This is a genomic window from Streptomyces pseudogriseolus, from assembly GCA_002154585.1.
Lineage (GTDB): Bacteria > Actinomycetota > Actinomycetes > Streptomycetales > Streptomycetaceae > Streptomyces > Streptomyces pseudogriseolus.
Genome location: MUNG01000214.1, coordinates 1 through 17,878, shown reverse-complemented (window position 1 = coordinate 17,878; position 17,878 = coordinate 1). Strand labels below are relative to the sequence as shown.

Sequence of the window (17,878 nt, the reverse complement as noted above, 5' to 3'; positions counted from 1 at the left end):
GGGGAGCGGGAGGGCGCGACGGACCGCGCGGGGCCCGCACCGTCACCGGCGCCGCTCCCGTCCGTCCCCTCCGCCGCGCCGACGGTCCCGCTCCCGGACGCGGTCCTTCGGTCGTCCGGCAGGAACGACAGACTCCCCACGGTGGCGAGCAACGCGCACATGGCAGCGGCGGCGACGGCGACCCGCTTGCGCCGCCAACGCCGTGAGGGGGGTGCGGTGGGGTGCCCCGCGGGGCCGGTGACGACATGGCCGTCGTCCGCGTCCGCGTGCGCGTCCGCCTGGCCGCCGACGGGAGCCGAACCGGCACCGGCCGAGGCGCCGTTCCGGCGACCGCCCGGCTGCTCGCCACGCACCGACCTCCCGGGGCGGTCGCCCCGTGTCGCCATACCCGGTGCGTCAGGGCGGTCGTCCCGTGTGGCCGTGCGCGGTGCGTCAGGGCGGTCGCCCCGCGTGGCCGTGCCCGGTCGGTCGGGCTGCGGGGCCTGGGCAGCCGGATGGGCGTCGCCCGGCTCGGTGCGGTGCTGCCCCTCGCCGTCCGGCGACGCGTGAGGCGCCGTCCCTGCGGGCGACGCGTCCGGCTCCGATCCACGCCCCGCGGCGTCGGGACGCGCGCCCGCCTTGCCGGATGCGCCCGCCGTACCGGGCGTGTCCGCCCCACCAGGCGTGCCCGCCGCACCCGACGCGGCCGTTCCCCGAGGCGTCTCCGAGCCCGCCCGCGGCCGGCGTCTCGCCTCCGACGCGCGGAGCCAGCGGCGGTGGAGTTCCAGGCGTTCCGCGTCCGTCGCGCCGCACAGGGCGGCGAAGCGTTCGACCGGGGCGAAGTCGACGGGGACCGCGTCGCCCGCGCAGTAGCGGTGCAGGGTCGAGGTGTTCATGTGGAGACGGCGGGCCAGTGAGCCGTAGCTGCGGTCCGTGCGTCCCTTCAACTCCCGCAGCAGGGACGCGAACTCCGCCACCTCGTCCTGTGCCGGCACCGGCTCCCTCCCCCGTCCTGTCGCTCACTCGTCCGCCTCGCATGGGCGTCCCAGGGTGTCCGAGGGCATCCCAGGCACCCTGTATCACTGCACGTCGGACGGGCTGGGATGGTTCCATGCCGACGAACCGGGCGGCGACGCTTGCGCCGGTCGTCCGTGACGGCGGATGCTCTGACCACGGCGAACCGCCCCGACGGCCCGGACGGACCATCCCGGCCGCCGCGGTGCACGTGTCGTCATTCCACCACGCACATCCCACGGGGGACACCCATGCCCATCCGCACCCGCGTCGCGGCGCTCGCCGCGCTCACCGCCACCGCCCTCGCCGTAGGCGCGACCGCCACCGCTCAGGCCGGCGCCGCGCCGAACGAGCCCGCGCGGAAGACCGCGTCCGCGCAGAAGACCGCGGCCGCCCCCAGGTTCCTGGCGGCGTCCGAGCTGCCCCCGCACCCGACCGGCTGGACCGCGGGTCCGGTCACCGACGGCTTCCCGGAGCAGCTCGCGTACTGCCTGGGCGAGGGCGTGCCCGCGTACGACTACCGGCACCGCCTGTTCCACACCGACCTGGACACCAGCGCCGTGCAGGTCACCGTCGTGACCGGGTCCGCCGCGAAGGGCAAGGCGCTGGCGGCCCTGCTCGACGAGGAGATCCGCGGCTGCGCGGCGCGGCTGGAGCGGCTGTACCCGGAGATCGAGGCCGAGGGGCGGTTCTTCGGCACGCTGCCCGTCGAGGAGGGGGCGTCGGTGCACGGGCTGCACACCGAGACGTCGTACGGGGCCACGGACGTCAACCTGCTGTCCGTGGGGCGTGACGGACGCACCGTGACCGTCGTCGGCTGGGGGCAGATGGGCGACTTCGACGACGCCCCGCTCGCCGCGTTCAAGAAGACCGCGAAGAAGGCGGTCATCAAGCTCTACTGAGGCTCCGTCAGGTCCTGACAGGTCCTGACAGGACTTGCAGGTTCCTCAGCTTTGCGACCACCGTGTGAGAGCCGGGGTCGTCCTCTCGCCACGGGGGTCGGGAGGACGGCCCCGCACAGTTGTGTGGCCGTTGCATGTCGGCCAACAACGGCTCACGGGCGTTCCGTATGACTGGCATGTGAACGACCGGGCAAGCATTCCCGTGTAGGCGTACGAGCAGGTGGGGGAATCGGCGGCGGCACGCGGGGCGGGGGTCATGAGAAGACATGCTTCGGCGGATCGGCTGAGGCGCACACTGGGGCGCGCGGATCTGCGGGCGGTGGCCGAGTCCCGCCGCGCCCTGCGCGAGCTGTTACGCCATCGGTGCGATCCGGAGCGGTCCGCGGTCGCGGAACTGCTCACCAGCGAACTCGTGACCAATGCCCTTGTCCACACCGACCGCGACGCGGTCCTCACCGCGGACGTCGGCCCCTGGGGACTGCGCGTGGAGGTACGGGACTTCACCGCCCGCGAGCCCCGGCCGCGCCCCCAGGCCGGCAACGACACCACGCACGGGCGGGGCCTGCTGCTGGTGGAGTGCCTGGCCGACTCCTGGGGGGTCCGCAGACACGGGGTGGGCAAGTCCGTCTGGTTCGCGCTCGGCCCGGACTCGGAGGCGGACGCCGACGCGGCGTGAGGAAGGCGGTTTCCCGCGTCCCGCACGCCGCGTCGCGCCGTCGTACCGTCGGCGTCAGCCGAACTGCTGCTCCAGATCCTTGAGTTTGCGCTCGAGGCTGTCCAGACGCGGCAGCGCCTGGGTGTCGTCCTCGGCCGTGAGGTCGACGGTCGTCCTCGTCTCACCGCCGGAGCGGCGGACCGGCTGCAGGGAGGGACGCGGGGCGGGTGCGGGCAGGGCCTCCGGCGCCGCTATGGCAGGCTCCGCTGCGACCACGTCGGAGTCCCGCTCCACCGTGGTCTCCAGCTCGCGTCCGCCGCCCCGGCCGCCGAACCCCCGGTGGCCGCGGCTGATCGCCTTCAGCCGGGCCCGGTCCATGCGCTCCTGGTCGCGCCGGCGCCGCTTCTCCTGGTCCTTGCGGAGCTTGTCCTCGCGGACCTCCTCGACCGCCTCGTCGAGGCTGCGCACGCCCTCCAGCAGCATCAGCGACCAGGCGCGGTAGGTCTCACGCGGGGCGCGCAGCCAGCGGACGATGCGGATCTGCGGCAGCGGCCGCGGCACCAGGCCCTGTTCACGCAGCGCGGCGCGGCGGGTCTGCTTCAGCGCCCGGTCGAAGAGCACCGCGGCGGACAGGGACATGCCCGCGAAGAAGTGCGGGGCGCCCGCGTGGCCGACGCCGCGCGGCGCGTGGACCCAGTTGAACCAGGCCGCGGCGAGGGCGAACGTCCACACGAGTATGCGCGAGCCGAGGGCCGCGTCACCGTGGCTGGCCTCGCGCACGGCGAGCACCGAGCAGAACATCGCCGCGCCGTCCAGACCGAAGGGCACGAGGTACTGCCACCCGCCGGACAGGCCGAGGTTCTGCTCACCGAAGCCGACCAGGCCGTGGAAGGACAGGGCGGCGGCCACCGCCGCACAGCAGAACAGCAGCACGTAGGAGACGGTGCCGTAGAGGGCCTCCTTGCGCCTGCGGCGCTCCTCGCTGCGCTCCCACGAGTCGTCGGCGCTCGTGTCCTTGACCGAGGAGCGCCTGCCGCGCGCCAGCACCGCCACCGCCGCCAGCATGCCCAGGAGCAGCACGGCGCCCGGAAGCAGCCAGTTCAGCGATATGTCGGTCAATCTCATCTAGGGGTCCCTTGCATTGGGATAGGGCGTAACGCCCGCCATGGTGTCCCAATCCCGGCGTCCCTCAGGGGGTTTCGGGGCAAGAGGCCGCCAACGAAGTGCGAGGGGGGTGCCCTGGGCGGCTTTCTGCTCGAACTGCCGCATGAGGGGCGGGAGTTGAGTTCGAATAACTCTACCCGTACGGGTGGTTCCGGCGAGAGTTCCCGCGAGCGGTGGGGAAATTGTGAAGTGCTCGTGACCTCACGACGCCGGGGCCGGCCCGCGGCGCTGGACGCGGAGACGACGCGACAGCGGGGCGACCGGACGATCTTACGCCGTCCGGCCGCCCCGCCGCCTGCCCTGCGCCATGTCAGCCGGCCTGCGCGACCAGCTCCTTCTCACGCTCCGCGCCCTTCGCGCAGGTGCGCGGGCAGGTGGCGCAGATGTCCGCCGGGCGCAGGGTGTAGAACATGCAGCAGCTCACCCGGTCGCGGGTGGCGGCGACCGGCTCCCCGCCGGGGCCGGACGGCCTGCGGAACGTCGCCGCGCCGACGTACGGCTTCGTCGCGCCCGGCAGCAGCAGCTCCAGCTCGCGCATGGCCCGCTCCTCCTCGCCGAGCAGCTGGGCGACGTACCAGAGGCTCTCGACGATCTCGTCGGTCGCCATGCCCCACAGCGCCCGGCCGCGCCGGCGCATCCGGGGGCCGAATCCGGCCAGCACCGGCTCCAGGTGCTCGGCGACCGCCGCGCGCACCTCCGCCCGCAGGGCCTCCTCGTCGCGTACGACGCGCGCCCCCGGCAGGGCGGCGGCGGGGTCGTCCGGCAGGCAGGCGAAGCCGGCGGGGCGTACGGCCATGCGGCCGACGGCGAGCCCGGCGGCGGTGCGGTCGAACGAGACGTGCGTCACGGGGTAGCGCGGGACCCGGCGGTGCAGGAACCACGGCACGGTGATCAGCAGACAGGCCGGCCAGGCGTAGCGGTGCAGGCCGAAGCTCGCGATGACGTCCGGGCGGCCCTGTTGTCCGTAGTCCCGCCGTATCTGCGTCTCGTCCCAGGAGAGGAAGGCCTCGAGCCCGTCCCCGCCTGCGGCGAGGTCGGCGGCGGCGACCCAGCCGCCGCCCCGGGGGGCCGCCTCACCGGCGCCGAGTTCGGTGACGGCAAGGGCGGGGAAGGCCTCCGCCAGGCGGGCGTACGCGTCCGCCACCGCCGAACCGGGCACGGCCATGGGACCACCCCTTCACGTCTCGTGGAGCACCGAATAAAAGGTAAGCCTCACCTTACCCAATGTCGCGGAGATGTGAACTGGCGTCCGAAGCGCTTATGGTGCTTGACGCACAGGTGCCAACCCGCCGTAATGACCCCAAGTACCGACACGTCCGCAGGAGGACCTTGTGAAGCAGGGCACGCAGGGCTCCGCCGGTACGACGGGAGAGGCGGCCGCGGGGGCCACCCGCTACCGGGTGCCCGCCCAGCCGGCCGCCGGGGAGGCGGACCGGTGCCGCGACACCGCCGCCGGCCCCGCGGGCGGTGACGGCGGGGGCTCCGCGCGCGGCGAGCACACCCACGGCGAGCCCGTCCTGCCCCGCCCCCGGCCCGCCGTCCAGCGGTCGTCCGTACGCGGCCAGGTCCTCGCCGCCCTGCGCACCGCGCTGGTCACCGGCGACCTGCGGCCCGGTGAGGTCTACTCGGGGCCGGTGCTGGCGGAACGCTTCGGCGTCTCCGCCACGCCCGTCCGCGAGGCCATGCAGCAGCTCGCCCAGGAGGGCGCGGTCGAGGTCGTGCCCAACCGTGGCTTCCGCGTCGTCGAGCGCAGCGCGCGCGAACTGGCGGAGCTGGCGGAGGTGCGGGCGCTGATCGAGGTGCCGGTGATGCTGCGGCTGGCCCGTACGGTGCCGCCCGAGCGGTGGGCCGGGCTGCGCCCGCTCGCCGAGGCCACGGTCCGCGCGGCGTCCTCCGGCTGCCGCGCCACGTACGCCGAGGCCGACCGCGCCTTCCACAGCGCGGTCCTCGCCCTCGCGGGAAACCGGCAACTGGTGGGCGTGGCGGAGGAGTTGCACCGGCGTGCGCAGTGGCCCCTGGTGGGCGGCGGCGCCCCGGGCGGCGGCAGTCGCGCCGAACTCATCGCCGACGCCCACGAACACACGGCGCTGCTCGACGCGCTGATCGCGGGCGACCTGGACGTGGTCCGATCCCTGGTGGGCGAACACTTCAACGGCGCGGAGTAAGGGGACCTACGGCCCCTCTCGACCCCCCGGAGGGCTTCGCCCACGCCCACCGCTGAGGGCAGTCGTGCCGGGGGCGGCCCCGGCCCCTCGATCGCTGGGCTCGCGAGCGCGCCCGCCTGGTGACATCGGCCCCGGGCCTGAGACTCGGCCCGGGCGGGCCAGGGATCCCGTGCCCACACGCCCTCCGCTGCGGGCAGTCGTGCCGCGGGGCGATGGGGGTCCCCCGCTCGAGCGAAGCCGGGAGTGGGGGAGGGTGGGTGCAGCGGCACCGCGAACGCCGTGCAGGCGTACCGTCGCAGCACCCCTGCTGGCCCCGAGTTACGGGGCGCACGCACGGCCCCACGCGCCTCGGCTGCCGCGCCCCCCGAACCCCGGTTCATCCCGCTTCACCCCATCGGGGGACCCGCACCGCGCCTCACGCCGTGGCCGCGTCCGTTCCCGGCGGGGACAGGCGCTGGGACAGCCAGGTGGGGACGCCTCCCAGGAGGCGGAACAGCCGGCGCGCTTCCTCGCGCAGTCGGGACGCCTCCGGCTCCGTCTCCGTGTCCGCGAGGGACACCAGCGCCGGCGCCGTGCCGACCAGATAGCCCAGTTCCTCCCGGATCCGCAGCGACTCCGCGAACCCGTGCCGCGCCTCCGTCAGCTCCCCCTCGCGCAGGGCGAGTCCGGCGAGATGGCGCCAGGTGGCGGAGAGCAGCAGCGGGTCGGCGTGGGCGGTGGCGCCCGCGTGGGCCCGCCGGTAGGCCGCGCGGGCGGCCTGCGGGGAGCGCGTGAGGTTCTCGGCGACCAGGCCGCGCCGGAAGTCCAGCAGCGGCCGCCCCGGAGCGCCCGGCGCGATCAGCGCGGCGGCCCGGCCCAGCGCGGCGCGCGCCTCGTCGGCCCGGTCGCGGATCTGGAACAGCGTGGCCGCGTAGGCCAAGTACCCGCGTTCACAAGCGGCGGCGCCCCGCTCGTCGTCGGTGTACGCCAGCGCCTCGGCCGTGCGCAGCGCGTCCTCCGCGTCCTCCCACCCCGCCTCGGTGTAGAGGCACCGCTCCGCCAGCAGCGACGCCCGCTGGAGGGCCGCCTGAGGGGTGGCGGGGGTGAGCAGCGCGGCCGCGTCCACCCAGCAGGCGCGGGAGCGGAGCCGCCACACCGCCGTCTGGAGGGGATCGTCTTCGGCGGTCGTTCCGTCACCGGACATGGCGGTATGCGCCACGTTGCCCTCCCCGAGCACGCCATCGAGCTGTTGAGTGGTGGCCGCATCTCAGCACGAACCACCGGGCCCGGCCAAGAGGGCGGGTGAAGGATTTCACAAAGTCATGGGCAGTGGCGCGGAACCGGGGAGTCCGGCCTGTCGCCCGGCCCAGCCCTCAGCCCGCCCCCCCGGGGCCGGCGCTCAGCTCATCCGCAACGCCAGGAAGAAGTCCAGCTTGTCCTCCAGCCGCGACAGATCACGCCCCGTCAACTGCTCGATCCGGCCGACGCGATAGCGCAGCGTGTTGACGTGCAGGTGGAGGCGGGTGGCGCAGCGGGTCCAGGAGCCGTCGCAGTCGAGGAACGCCTCCAGCGTGGGGATCAGCTCGGCGCGGTGCCGGCGGTCGTACTCGCGCAGCGGGTCGAGCAGCCGCGCGGTGAACGCGCGCCGCACGTCGTCCGGGACGAACGGCAGCAGCAGCACGTGCGAGGCCAGCTCCTGGTGTCCGGCCGCGCAGACCCGGCCGGGGCGTGCCGCGGCGACCCGCCGTGCGTGCCGCGCCTCCTCCAGCGCGCCGCGCAGCCCCTCGGCCGAGTGCACCGCGGCCGACACGCCGACGGTGAGCCGGCCGTCGCCGTCGAGGCCCGCCGTCAGCGGCCCGCGCACGGACTCCAGGAGCGCGTCGGCCGGCACCCCGGGTCCGCCCGTGTCGTGCTCGTCGGCCACCGAGGGCAGCGGGACCAGCGCGACCGCCTCGTCGCCGGTGTGGGCCACCGCGATCCGGTCGGACGGCTCGGGCCCGGTCGCCGCCGGGTCGACCAGGATCTCCTCCAGCAGCGCCTGGGTGACCGGGCCGCCGTCGCCGCGCCCGTCCTCCCACTCGACGCGGGCGACCACGACCTGCCAGTGCGGGGCGGTGCCGAGACCGGGCAGCAGCACCGGCGCGGCCACCCGCAGGCGCGCCGCGATCTCCGCGGGCGCGGCGCCCGTCTGCACCAGCTCCAGCACCTCCTGCGCGAGCCGCCGCCGCACGGTGCGCGCCGCGTCCCGCCGGTCCCGTTCGACGGCGATCAGCTGGGTGACGCCCTGGAGCAGGTCGAGCCGCTCCTCGGCCCAGTCCCCGGCGTCCGCCTCGACCGCCAGCAGCCAGTCCGACAGCATCGTCGCGCGCGGGTCGTCCGGATCCGAGGCCGGGCCGTGCCCGCTGCCCCGCACCGGGAAGAGGCTGTACGTCGTACGGTCGAGCACCACCCGGTGCGGTCCGCGCCGCCCGGTCCGCACGGCCGCCAGATGCTCCGCCGCGAGCCGCGCGCACGCCGCGGAGTCCAGCGCGGGCACCGTGCCGCGCGCCCCCGCGGTCTCCTTGGGCGCCGCGATCAGCCAGCCGGTGGGGGAGAGCACCCAGGCCCGCAGGTCCAGGTCGGAGCCGAGCAGGTCGAGGACCACGTCGGGGCCGCCGCCCGCAGGACCCGAGGTCATCATCCGCCGGTGCCGGTCCACCACGGCCGCCAGGTCCCCGGCACGCTCGCCGGAGACCTGCCGCACCACGTGCTCGGTGATGGTCGCGAAGGCCACCGACTCGTGCACCGCGAACAGCGGCAGCCGGTGCCGCGCGCACGCCACGACCAGGTCCTCGGGCACGTCCCCCAGCTCCGCCTCGCCCGCGGCCAGCGCGGCCACCCCGGCCTGCACCAGGATCCGTACGAAGGGCTCGGAGTCGGCGGCGTCGCGGCGCCAGGCCAGACCGGTCAGCACCAGCTCGCCGCCGGACAGATAGCGGCTGGGGTCGCGCAGGTCGGTGGTCATCACCCCGCGCACACCGCGGTCCAGCTCGTCCTCCCCGCCGAGCAGCTTCAGGCCCAGCGCGTCGGTGCCCAGCAGTGCGCGCAGCCGCATTCTCGTCGCCGCCGTTCCATGTCTCGGTACCCGTGGCAGGGTGAAGGGGATGGTCGGGAGAGGCCGGTGCGACTGGCCTGCGGGCATGCTCCGCCGGCGTCCGATTCTCCTCCCGTGTTACTGGAGGAAGACCGGAAGGTCACAGGGGCTCTCCGTTCATACGAATCTACAAGATGCCCGTGTTGGCCAGCCAACTCCTTCATGGTTTCCGTGACTGACCCGGGCGGAGCACACGGCGGTGTACTGGGCGTACTCCAGGTGAACATCCCAGGAACGAGCCGCGCCCGCCGCACCCGGATTGGCTTGATCCGTACGCCCCACGAGACGAAGAAGAGAGCCGGTCATGGACTTCCTTCGCCCCGCCAGCTGGGAGGAGGCGCTCGCCGCGAAGGCCGAGCACCCCACCGCTGTGCCGATCGCGGGCGGCACCGACGTGATGGTCGAGATCAACTTCGACCACCGCCGTCCCGAGTACCTGATGGACCTCACCCGCATCGGTGATCTCTACGAGTGGGAGGTCGGTCAGGACACCGTACGGCTCGGCGCCTCCGTCCCCTACGCGTCGATCATGGAGCATCTGCGGACCGAGCTGCCGGGCCTCGCCCTCGCCTCCCACACGGTCGCCTCCCCGCAGATCCGCAACCGCGGCGGCGTCGGCGGCAACCTCGGCACCGCCTCCCCGGCCGGCGACGCCCACCCCGCCCTGCTCGCGGCCGGCGCCGAGGTCGAGGTGGAGTCCGTACGCGGCTCCCGCCGCATCCCCGTCGACGACTTCTACACCGGCGTGAAGCGCAACGCGCTCGCGCCCGACGAGCTGATCCGCGCCGTCCACATCGACAAGGCCGACGGGCCGCAGCAGTACTCCAAGGTCGGCACCCGCAACGCGATGGTCATCGCCGTGTGCGCCTTCGGCCTCGCCCTGCACCCCGTCACCCGCACGGTCCGCACCGGCGTCGGCTCGGCCGCCCCGACCCCGGTCCGGGCCGAGGCCGCCGAGGACTTCCTCAACGCGGCCCTGGAGGAAGGCGGCTTCTGGGACAACGGGAAGACCATCACCCCGTCCGTCGCCAAGCAGTTCGCCGACCTGTGCGCCGCCGCCTGCAACCCCATCGACGACGTTCGCGGCACCGCGAGCTACCGCCGTCACGCGGTCGGCGTGATGGCCCGCCGCACCCTGACCTGGACCTGGGAGTCGTACCGCGGCGCCCGCCGCACCACGGAGGGAGCCGCGTAATGCGCGTCCATTTCACCGTCAACGGACGTCCCCAGCAGGCCGACGACGTCTGGGAGGGCGAGTCCCTGCTCTACGTCCTGCGTGAGCGCCTCGGCCTGCCCGGCTCCAAGAACGCCTGCGAACAGGGCGAGTGCGGCTCCTGCACGGTACGGCTCGACGGCGTGCCCGTGTGCTCCTGCCTGGTCGCCGCCGGACAGGCCGAGGGCCGCGAGGTCGTCACCGTGGAGGGCCTGGCGGACCACGCCCGGCAGCGCGCCCGCGCCACCGGCGACGGCAGCAGCGGCACCTCCCTCGACGAGGCGAAGGGATGGCAGGCCCACGGCGCCGACTCCCGGACCGGCGAGGGCGCCGAACTCTCGCCCGTGCAGCAGGCGTTCATCGACGCCGGCGCCGTCCAGTGCGGCTTCTGCACCCCCGGGCTGCTGGTCGCCGCCGACGAGATGCTGGAACGCAACCCCAGCCCGTCCGACGCGGACATCCGCGAGGCGCTCTCCGGCAACCTGTGCCGCTGCACCGGCTACGAGAAGATCATGGACGCGGTCCGCCTCGCGGCCGCCCGCCAGTCCGAGGGGGTCTGAGCATGCCCACGAACGGCGTTCCCGCGAAGATCACACAAGGCTCCGGCGCCAAGGGCGGCATCGGCGAGTCCACCCTCCGCCCCGACGGCACCCTCAAGGTCACCGGCGAGTTCGCGTACTCCTCCGACATGTGGCACGAGGACATGCTCTGGGGCCAGATCCTGCGCTCCACCGTCGCCCACGCCGAGATCGTCTCCGTCGACACGAGCGAGGCCCTCGCCACCCCGGGCGTGTACGCCGTCATGACGTACGACGACCTGCCCACCGAGGTGAAGCACTACGGCCTGGAGATCCAGGACACCCCGGTCCTCGCCCACGGCAAGGTCCGCCACCACGGCGAACCCGTCGCGATCGTCGCCGCCGACCACCCCGAGACGGCCCGCCGCGCCGCCGCGAAGATCAAGGTGGACTACCGCGAACTCCCCGTGATCACCGACGAGGCGTCCGCGACCGCCCCGGACGCCATCCTGATTCACGAACACCGCGACGACCACCACATCGGCCACGTCCCGCACCCCAACATCGTCCACCGCCAGCCCATCGTGCGCGGCGACGTCGCGGCGGCCCGCGGGCGCGCCGACGTCATCGTCGAGGGCGAGTACACCTTCGGCATGCAGGACCAGGCCTTCCTCGGCCCCGAGTCCGGGCTCGCCGTGCCCGAGGAGGACGGCGGCGTCCACCTCTACATCGCCACCCAGTGGCTCCACTCCGACCTGCGCCAGATCGCGCCCGTGCTCGGCCTCCCCGAGGACAAGGTGCGGATGACCCTGGCAGGCGTCGGCGGCGCCTTCGGCGGACGCGAGGACCTGTCCATGCAGATCCACGCCTGCCTGCTCGCCCTGCGCACCGGCAAACCCGTCAAGATCGTCTACAACCGCTTCGAGTCCTTCTTCGGACACGTCCACCGCCACCCCGCCAAGCTCCACTACGAGCACGGCGCCACCGCCGACGGCAAGCTGACCCACGTCAAGGCGCGCATCGTCCTCGACGGCGGCGCGTACGCCTCCGCCTCCCCGGCCGTGGTCGGCAACGCCTCCTCGCTCGGCGTCGGACCGTACGCCGTGGACGACGTCGACATCGAGGCGATCGCCCTCTACACCAACAACCCGCCCTGCGGCGCGATGCGCGGCTTCGGCGCCGTCCAGGCGTGCTTCGCCTACGAGGCGCAGATGGACAAGCTGGCGGCGAAGCTCGGCATGGACCCGGTGGAGCTGCGCCGGCGCAACGCCATGGAGCAGGGCACCCTCCTGCCCACCGGACAGCCGGTCGACTCCCCGGCCCCGGTCGCCGAACTCCTGCGCCGCGTCAAGGCGATGCCCATGCCGCCCGAGCGCCAGTGGGAGTCCAGCGAGGGCGCCGACGTGCGCCAGCTCCCCGGCGGGCTGTCCAACACCACGCACGGCGAGGGCGTCGTCCGGGGCGTCGGCTACGCGGTCGGCATCAAGAACGTCGGCTTCTCCGAGGGCTTCGACGACTACTCCACCGCCCGCGTCCGCATGGAGGTGGCCGGCGGCGAACCGGTCGCCACCGTGCACACCGCGATGGCCGAGGTCGGCCAGGGCGGCGTCACCGTCCACGCCCAGATCGCCCGCACCGAGCTCGGGGTCGCCCAGGTGACCATCCACCCGGCCGACACCCGCGTCGGCTCGGCCGGTTCGACGTCCGCGTCCCGGCAGACGTACGTCACCGGCGGCGCGATCAAGAACGCCTGCGAACGCGTCCGCGAGAAGGTCCTCGACCTCGGCCGGCGCAAGCTGGGCTCCTCCCACCCCGCCTGGGCGCACGCCGAACTCCTGCTGGAGGGCGGCAAGGTCGTCACCGACGGCGGCGAGGTCCTCGCCGACCTGGTGGACGTCCTCGGCGACGAGGCCGTCGAGGTCGAGGAGGAGTGGCGGCACCGCCCCACCGAGCCCTTCGACCTGCGCACGGGCCAGGGCAACGGCCACGTCCAGTACTCCTTCGCCGCACACCGCGCGGTCGTCGAGGTCGACACGGAGCTGGGCCTGGTCAAGGTGATCGAGCTGGCGTGCGCCCAGGACGTCGGCAAGGCGCTCAACCCGCTGTCCGTCGAGGGCCAGATCCAGGGCGGGACCACCCAGGGCCTGGGCGTGGCGGTGATGGAGGAGATTCTGGTGGACCCGGTGACGGCGAAGGTACGGAACCCGTCCTTCACGGACTATCTGATCCCCACCATCCTCGACACCCCGACCATCCCGGTCGACGTCCTGGAACTCGCCGACGACCACGCGCCGTACGGCCTGAGAGGCATCGGCGAAGCGCCGACGTTGTCGTCGACACCGGCGGTGCTGGCGGCGATCCGGGCGGCGACGGGGCGGGAGCTGAACAGAACTCCGGTCCGGCCGGAACATCTGACGGGCACGGCTTGACGGACCACCGCCGTGCGCCGCCCCTCAACGCCGGGTGCGGGTCTTCCGTGGCTGGTCGCGCAGTTCCCCGCGCCCCTGAGGGCGCGTCGCCGTCACGCCGGCCGGGTGGGCCACGTGCCGACATGCCTGCCGCTGCGGGCAGTCGTGCCGCTGGGCGGCACGGGTGGGCGCAGCGGCGTCCCGTCGACGCCGGGTGCGGGTCTTCCGTGGCTGGTCGCGCAGTTCCCCGCGCCCCTGAAGGTGCGTCGCCGTCACGCCCGCCGCCGCACCACGACACACCGTGCAGGCGTCCCCGTTCGTCTCGGGCCGTCCCCCGGGTCGTGCACCTCCCCAAATCCCGACGCCCCCGCAGGGGGACGACCGGGTGCCCCTATGAACCTTGGGAGCAGGCCCACATGACCCACCAGTCACTGCAACCGACGACCACCGCCGACACGGGCGACAAGGGCGGCCCGGGAACCCCCGTTCCCGAGGACCGCCCCTGGCTGGACCGCCACTTCCACATCACCCGCAGAGGATCGACCCTCGCCCGAGAACTCCGCGGCGGCACCACCACCTTCATGGCGATGGCGTACATCCTCCTCCTCAACCCCCTGATCCTCTCCGGCGAGGACGCCGCCGGTAACACCCTCGCCCCCACCGCCCTGATCACCGCCACCGCCTTCGCCGCCGCCCTCTCCACGCTCCTCATGGGCTTCTTCGGCAAGGTCCCCCTCGCCCTCGCCGCCGGCCTGTCCGTGTCCGGCGTCCTCGCCTCCCAGGTCGCCCCGGTGATGACCTGGCCGCAGGCGATGGGCATGTGCGTGATGTACGGCGTGGTCATCATGCTGCTGGTCGTCACCGGCCTCCGCGAGATGATCATGAACGCCATCCCGCTCGCCCTGAAGCACGCGATCACCATGGGCATCGGCCTGTTCATCGCCCTGATCGGCTTCTACAAGGCCGGCTTCGTCCACCAGGGCGAGTCCACCCCGGTGACCCTCGGCCCGGCGGGCGAACTGGCGGGCTGGCCGGTCCTGCTGTTCGCGGTCACCCTGCTCGCCGTCTTCGTGCTGCAAGCCCGAGGCGTCCCGGGCGCCATCCTCATCGGCATCGTCGGCGGCACCGTACTCGCCGTCGCGCTCAACGCGTTCGGGGTGATCGACCCGAAGCAGTGGGCGAGCGGCCCGCCCGAGCTGAAGGGCGGCGCGGTCTCGATGCCGGACTTCTCGCTCTTCGGGCACGTCGAGTTCGGCGGCTGGGGCGAGGTCGGTGCGATGACCGTGGGGATGATCGTCTTCACCCTGGTCCTTGCCGGGTTCTTCGACGCGATGGCGACCATCATCGGCGTCGGCACGGAGGCGAAGCTCGCCGACGACAAGGGCCGGATGCCCGGCCTGTCGAAGGCGCTGTTCATCGACGGCGCCGGCGGCGCGATCGGCGGTGTCTCGGGCGCGTCCGGGCAGACGGTGTTCGTGGAGTCCGCGACCGGCGTGGGCGAGGGCGCCCGTACCGGCATGTCCTCCGTCGTCACCGGGCTGTTCTTCGCCGCGTGCCTGTTCTTCACCCCGCTCACGGCGATCGTCCCGGGCGAGGTGGCCGCCGCGGCCCTGGTGGTGATCGGCGCGATGATGATGTCGAACGCCCGGCACGTCGACTGGGCCGACCGCGCCACCGCGCTCCCGGTGTTCCTGACCGTGGTGGTCATGCCGTTCACCTACTCGATCACCGCGGGCGTCGCCGCCGGCGTCATCGCGTACGCGGCGATCAGGACGGGTCAGGGGCGGGCGCGGGAGGTCGGACCGTTCATGTGGGGGCTGACCCTGGTCTTCCTGGTCTTCTTCGCCCTCGCCCCGATCGAGAGCTGGCTGGGCGTGCGCTGAGCGCCTGATCCTGTCGTCCCCTTCACCGCAGTCGAGGAGAGCGAGACATGCTGGACATCGCCGAAGAGCTGGACCGGTGGATCGCCGAGGGGCGTGACTTCGCCGTCGCCACCGTGGTGGCCGTCGGCGGCAGCGCGCCCCGCGGGGCCGGCGCCGCGCTCGCCGTCGACGCCGACGGCACGGCGGTCGGCTCGGTCTCCGGCGGGTGCGTGGAGGGGGCGGTGTACGAGCTGTGCGTGCGGGCGCTCGAGGACGGCGCGACCGTCGTGGAACGCTACGGCTACAGTGACGAGGACGCCTTCGCCGTGGGCCTCACCTGCGGCGGCGTCATCGACGTCCTCGTCACCCCGGTACGGGCCTGCGCCCCCGCCCGCCCCGTGCTGGCCTCCGCGCTCGCCGCGGCGGCCGCCGGGCGGGCGGCGGCGCTCGCGCGCGTCGTCGAGGGCCCCGGGCACCTGCGCGGCCGCGCGCTCACCGTCCGCCCCGACGGCTCGTACGAGGGTGGCCTCGGCGCGGGCGAGGAGCTGGACCGTACGGTCGCCGCCGAGGCGGGCGCCTTCCTGGACGCGGGCCGCACGGGCACCGTGGAGGTGGGCGAGGAGGGCTCGCGCTGCGGGGCGCCGCTGACCCTGCTGGTGGAGTCGTCCGTGCCGCCGCCCCGGATGATCGTGTTCGGCGCGATCGACTTCGCGGCGGCGCTCGTACGGGTGGGGAAGTTCCTCGGCCACCATGTCACCGTGTGCGACGCGCGGCCCGTGTTCGCGACCCGGGCCCGTTTCCCCGAGGCGGACGAGATCGTCGTGGAGTGGCCGCACGAGTACCTGGCGCGCACGACGGTCGACGCGCGCACGGTGCTGTGCGTCCTCACCCACGACGCCAAGTTCGACGTGCCGCTGCTGACGCTGGCGCTGCGCCTGCCCGTGGCCTACGTCGGCGCGATGGGCTCCCGCCGCACCCACCTGGACCGCGAGGCCCGCCTGCGCGAGGCCGGCGTCACCGACCTGGAACTGGCCCGGCTCAGGTCCCCCATCGGCCTCGACCTGGGCGCCCGTACCCCGGAGGAGACGGCCCTGTCGATCGCGGCGGAGATCGTCGCGAACCGCCGGGGCGGCACCGGAGCCGCCCTCACCGGCGCGAAGACCCCCATCCACCACGACCCGGGAGCCCCGGCCCGCCGCATCGGCTCGGTCGCCTGAGCGGGCCCGCCCGCGGAATCCGCCCGACCGGCCCCGGGGCGTCAGCGTCCCGACGGCGTGCGGCGGACCCGCCACAGGTCCCGGAGCAGCGCGATCTCCGCCATGTGGTGGATGAACTCCAGGTTGGCCCCCGCGATCACGCCGACGAACGGCTCGTCGGCGTCGGAACCGTAGGGGTACCGCGAGAAGCCGATCGTGTCGAGCTGCTCCTCGGTGACGCCGCCGACGGCGGCCCGCCAGCGGTCGACGGCCTCCCAGAAGCGCTCCAGCGCGACAGCGGCGGAGGGCGTGAAGTCGACCATCAGCTTCGGGTCCCGCCGCCGCTCGCCGAACGCCCACTCCCAGCCGCCCGCGAACGCGTAGTGCAGATGGCCCAGCCGCCACGCGATCGTCGTGAGCGGCGTGTCGTCGGGCTCCGGTTCCCCGGTGTGGGCGAGGACCTCCTCGACCCGCGCGACGCTCACGCTCCAGTCCTCGGCGATCTTCTCGACGCTCATGCCGCCGGCCGCCTGCCGGGCCACCTCCGCGTACTCGCCCGCCGGGATGTCCGGGTCGCCCAGGTCGAGCACCCACGCACCGGGCCCGAAGGCCCCGGGCGTCACCGCCTCGCCGCGCGGCCGGATCGACCAGCAGCCGGGCGCCGGCTCCCACAGGTACTCTTCGTCGCCGAGCCCCGCCAGCCGCGCACGGGCCATGTCCGTCGCCTTGTCGAACTGCTCCAGCAGAATGCTCAAGCGGTCGGTCCGTGCGCCCTCGGTGCCCATGCCAGGCCTTCCGGTGGTCGTGGTCGGGTTGCGTCGAGACGCCACGCGGAAGGTAGTGCCCCCGCGCCGCCGGACGCGACCGCTTTTCCGGCCCACGGCCACACGAGGCCCACGGCCACACGCGGCCTGCGGCCGCACGGCCCATGCGGACAGGAACCGGCATGTGCCCTCGCGGGGTTCAGCCCCGCCGCAGCAGCTGGTCGACCGCCCGCCCGAACATCACGCGCCCCGCCCACGCCAGCAGCCCGTCGCACGCGGCGGGCAGGAAGCGCACGCGGACGTCCTCGCGCCAGACCACCCGGCTGTGTCCGCCGAGGCCCGGACGCACCTCGATCTCCGCCCACCCCGTCACCGTGCGCCCGCGCTTCTCCAGGCGGCAGAAGCCGGGGGAGTCGCCCGTCGGGGGCCGCCACTCCGTGACCTCCATCGGGTCGTCGAAGCCGAGCGGACCCGCACCCGTACGGGCGACGAAGACGGTGCCCTCGCCGGTGGGCGGGGGAGTGGTGACGGTGATCCGGGTCAGCGGGGTCACGTCCCCGTGCCGGGGCCACGTCGTGACGCGCCGCCAGGCCTCGTCGGGGGCGAGCGGCGCCGTGCGTTCGAGCTGGAAGGTGGCCACGGGCCGAGCCTAGGCGGGCCCGACCGCTCTCACCTGTAGACCGCTCCGGGCTCCGCCTTCCCCGGCGCGAGCAGCTGCGGCACGGTGACGAAGACGTACCTCCGACCTGCGCCACCCCCGGTCTCGGTGCACGCTGGTGCAGAGCAGCGCATATCCGCGCGGAGCGGGACACGGCATGTCCAACCGTTTGAGGCAGACCGGGTGCGGCACCCGCTCCCCCACCACTCGCCCGACGCAGGGACGGAGCCCACGCCCCATGCACGACCCCGGTGACCACGCCCCGTTC

Annotated in this window: 15 protein-coding genes and 1 pseudogene; 8 read left to right on the top strand and 8 right to left on the bottom strand. The window is 74.1% G+C overall.

What is annotated here, in order from left to right:
* On the bottom strand, nucleotides 1-974 hold a 974-nt coding region (locus tag CCN29_RS36040; protein WP_442538420.1), incomplete at its 3' end, for a helix-turn-helix domain-containing protein.
* A gap of 270 nt (nucleotides 975-1,244) precedes the next feature.
* Here CCN29_RS36040 and CCN29_RS20045 point away from each other — a divergent pair.
* A complete protein-coding gene (locus CCN29_RS20045; RefSeq protein ID WP_086683512.1) occupies nucleotides 1,245-1,895 on the top strand; it encodes a hypothetical protein in 651 nt (216 codons plus the stop codon).
* 256 nt (nucleotides 1,896-2,151) lie between these two features.
* A complete protein-coding gene (locus tag CCN29_RS20040) occupies nucleotides 2,152-2,571 on the top strand; it encodes an ATP-binding protein (protein ID WP_086683510.1) in 420 nt (139 codons plus the stop codon).
* A 54-nt stretch (nucleotides 2,572-2,625) separates the two neighbouring features.
* Here the strand turns inward: CCN29_RS20040 and CCN29_RS20035 are convergent, their stop codons facing one another.
* Nucleotides 2,626-3,675 (bottom strand): DUF2637 domain-containing protein, encoded by a 1,050-nt coding sequence (locus CCN29_RS20035; protein ID WP_006136328.1) that lies wholly within the window; start codon nucleotides 3,673-3,675, stop codon nucleotides 2,626-2,628.
* A gap of 349 nt (nucleotides 3,676-4,024) precedes the next feature.
* On the bottom strand, nucleotides 4,025-4,879 hold the full coding sequence (locus CCN29_RS20030) for a (2Fe-2S)-binding protein (RefSeq protein WP_086683508.1): 855 nt from the start codon (nucleotides 4,877-4,879) through the stop codon (nucleotides 4,025-4,027).
* Between the two features lie 166 nt (nucleotides 4,880-5,045).
* Here CCN29_RS20030 and CCN29_RS20025 point away from each other — a divergent pair, with 166 nt between their 5' ends.
* Entirely contained in the window at nucleotides 5,046-5,879 is an 834-nt protein-coding gene (locus tag CCN29_RS20025) for a GntR family transcriptional regulator (protein ID WP_031067012.1), read from the top strand.
* A gap of 415 nt (nucleotides 5,880-6,294) precedes the next feature.
* Here CCN29_RS20025 and CCN29_RS20020 read toward each other — a convergent pair whose 3' ends face one another.
* The gene (locus tag CCN29_RS20020; RefSeq protein ID WP_006136325.1) at nucleotides 6,295-7,062 is read right to left on the bottom strand and encodes a hypothetical protein; all 768 of its coding nucleotides are present in this window, start codon (nucleotides 7,060-7,062) and stop codon (nucleotides 6,295-6,297) included.
* Nucleotides 7,063-7,257: 195 nt separating this feature from the next.
* Nucleotides 7,258-8,952 carry a PucR family transcriptional regulator gene (locus CCN29_RS20015; RefSeq protein WP_086683506.1) on the bottom strand — a complete coding sequence of 565 codons (1,695 nt, stop codon included), beginning with the start codon at nucleotides 8,950-8,952 and terminating at the stop codon, nucleotides 7,258-7,260.
* A 343-nt stretch (nucleotides 8,953-9,295) separates the two neighbouring features.
* On the opposite strand from CCN29_RS20015, the gene CCN29_RS20010 reads away from it, so the two are divergent.
* The 5 genes from CCN29_RS20010 (at nucleotide 9,296) to CCN29_RS19990 (ending at nucleotide 16,209) form a co-directional block, all read left to right on the top strand.
* Nucleotides 9,296-10,186, top strand: coding sequence for an FAD binding domain-containing protein (locus CCN29_RS20010; protein WP_031067006.1), 891 nt, complete (start codon nucleotides 9,296-9,298; stop codon nucleotides 10,184-10,186).
* Nucleotides 10,186-10,764 carry a (2Fe-2S)-binding protein gene (locus CCN29_RS20005; protein ID WP_006136322.1) on the top strand — a complete coding sequence of 193 codons (579 nt, stop codon included), beginning with the start codon at nucleotides 10,186-10,188 and terminating at the stop codon, nucleotides 10,762-10,764. The genes CCN29_RS20010 and CCN29_RS20005 overlap by 1 nt, the downstream gene beginning before the upstream one ends.
* A 2-nt stretch (nucleotides 10,765-10,766) precedes the next feature.
* On the top strand, nucleotides 10,767-13,151 hold the full coding sequence (pucD, locus tag CCN29_RS20000; protein ID WP_086683503.1) for a xanthine dehydrogenase subunit D: 2,385 nt from the start codon (nucleotides 10,767-10,769) through the stop codon (nucleotides 13,149-13,151).
* A 395-nt stretch (nucleotides 13,152-13,546) separates the two neighbouring features.
* Nucleotides 13,547-15,013 (top strand): NCS2 family permease, encoded by a 1,467-nt coding sequence (locus tag CCN29_RS19995; protein ID WP_086683499.1) that lies wholly within the window; start codon nucleotides 13,547-13,549, stop codon nucleotides 15,011-15,013.
* A 47-nt stretch (nucleotides 15,014-15,060) separates the two neighbouring features.
* Complete coding sequence (locus CCN29_RS19990) at nucleotides 15,061-16,209, top strand: XdhC family protein (RefSeq protein WP_086683496.1); 1,149 nt, start codon at nucleotides 15,061-15,063, stop codon at nucleotides 16,207-16,209.
* Nucleotides 16,210-16,250: 41 nt separating this feature from the next.
* On the opposite strand, the gene CCN29_RS19985 is transcribed toward CCN29_RS19990, so the two are convergent.
* From CCN29_RS19985 to CCN29_RS34970, 3 genes and pseudogenes are all read right to left on the bottom strand, one after another.
* On the bottom strand, nucleotides 16,251-16,973 hold the full coding sequence (locus CCN29_RS19985; protein WP_086683492.1) for a DinB family protein: 723 nt from the start codon (nucleotides 16,971-16,973) through the stop codon (nucleotides 16,251-16,253).
* A gap of 178 nt (nucleotides 16,974-17,151) precedes the next feature.
* Nucleotides 17,152-17,592 (bottom strand): SRPBCC family protein, encoded by a 441-nt coding sequence (locus tag CCN29_RS19980; RefSeq protein WP_006136807.1) that lies wholly within the window; start codon nucleotides 17,590-17,592, stop codon nucleotides 17,152-17,154.
* Nucleotides 17,593-17,621: 29 nt separating this feature from the next.
* A pseudogene (locus CCN29_RS34970) lies at nucleotides 17,622-17,696 on the bottom strand (polysaccharide deacetylase family protein); the annotation flags it as partial.
* Between the last annotated feature and the right edge of the window lie 182 nt (nucleotides 17,697-17,878).

What these genes read in the sequence shown, in the direction of transcription:
- CCN29_RS20030 (WP_086683508.1), bottom strand. Translation starts at nt 4,879, where the DNA reads ATGGCCGTGCCCGGTTCGGCGGTGGCGGACGCGTACGCCCGCCTGGCG.
- CCN29_RS20035 (WP_006136328.1), bottom strand. Translation starts at nt 3,675, where the DNA reads ATGAGATTGACCGACATATCGCTGAACTGGCTGCTTCCGGGCGCCGTG.
- CCN29_RS19985 (WP_086683492.1), bottom strand. Translation starts at nt 16,973, where the DNA reads ATGGGCACCGAGGGCGCACGGACCGACCGCTTGAGCATTCTGCTGGAG.
- CCN29_RS19990 (WP_086683496.1), top strand. Translation starts at nt 15,061, where the DNA reads ATGCTGGACATCGCCGAAGAGCTGGACCGGTGGATCGCCGAGGGGCGT.
- CCN29_RS20005 (WP_006136322.1), top strand. Translation starts at nt 10,186, where the DNA reads ATGCGCGTCCATTTCACCGTCAACGGACGTCCCCAGCAGGCCGACGAC.
- CCN29_RS20020 (WP_006136325.1), bottom strand. Translation starts at nt 7,062, where the DNA reads ATGTCCGGTGACGGAACGACCGCCGAAGACGATCCCCTCCAGACGGCG.
- pucD (WP_086683503.1), top strand. Translation starts at nt 10,767, where the DNA reads ATGCCCACGAACGGCGTTCCCGCGAAGATCACACAAGGCTCCGGCGCC.
- CCN29_RS19995 (WP_086683499.1), top strand. Translation starts at nt 13,547, where the DNA reads ATGACCCACCAGTCACTGCAACCGACGACCACCGCCGACACGGGCGAC.
- CCN29_RS20040 (WP_086683510.1), top strand. Translation starts at nt 2,152, where the DNA reads ATGAGAAGACATGCTTCGGCGGATCGGCTGAGGCGCACACTGGGGCGC.
- CCN29_RS20010 (WP_031067006.1), top strand. Translation starts at nt 9,296, where the DNA reads ATGGACTTCCTTCGCCCCGCCAGCTGGGAGGAGGCGCTCGCCGCGAAG.
- CCN29_RS20045 (WP_086683512.1), top strand. Translation starts at nt 1,245, where the DNA reads ATGCCCATCCGCACCCGCGTCGCGGCGCTCGCCGCGCTCACCGCCACC.
- CCN29_RS20015 (WP_086683506.1), bottom strand. Translation starts at nt 8,952, where the DNA reads ATGCGGCTGCGCGCACTGCTGGGCACCGACGCGCTGGGCCTGAAGCTG.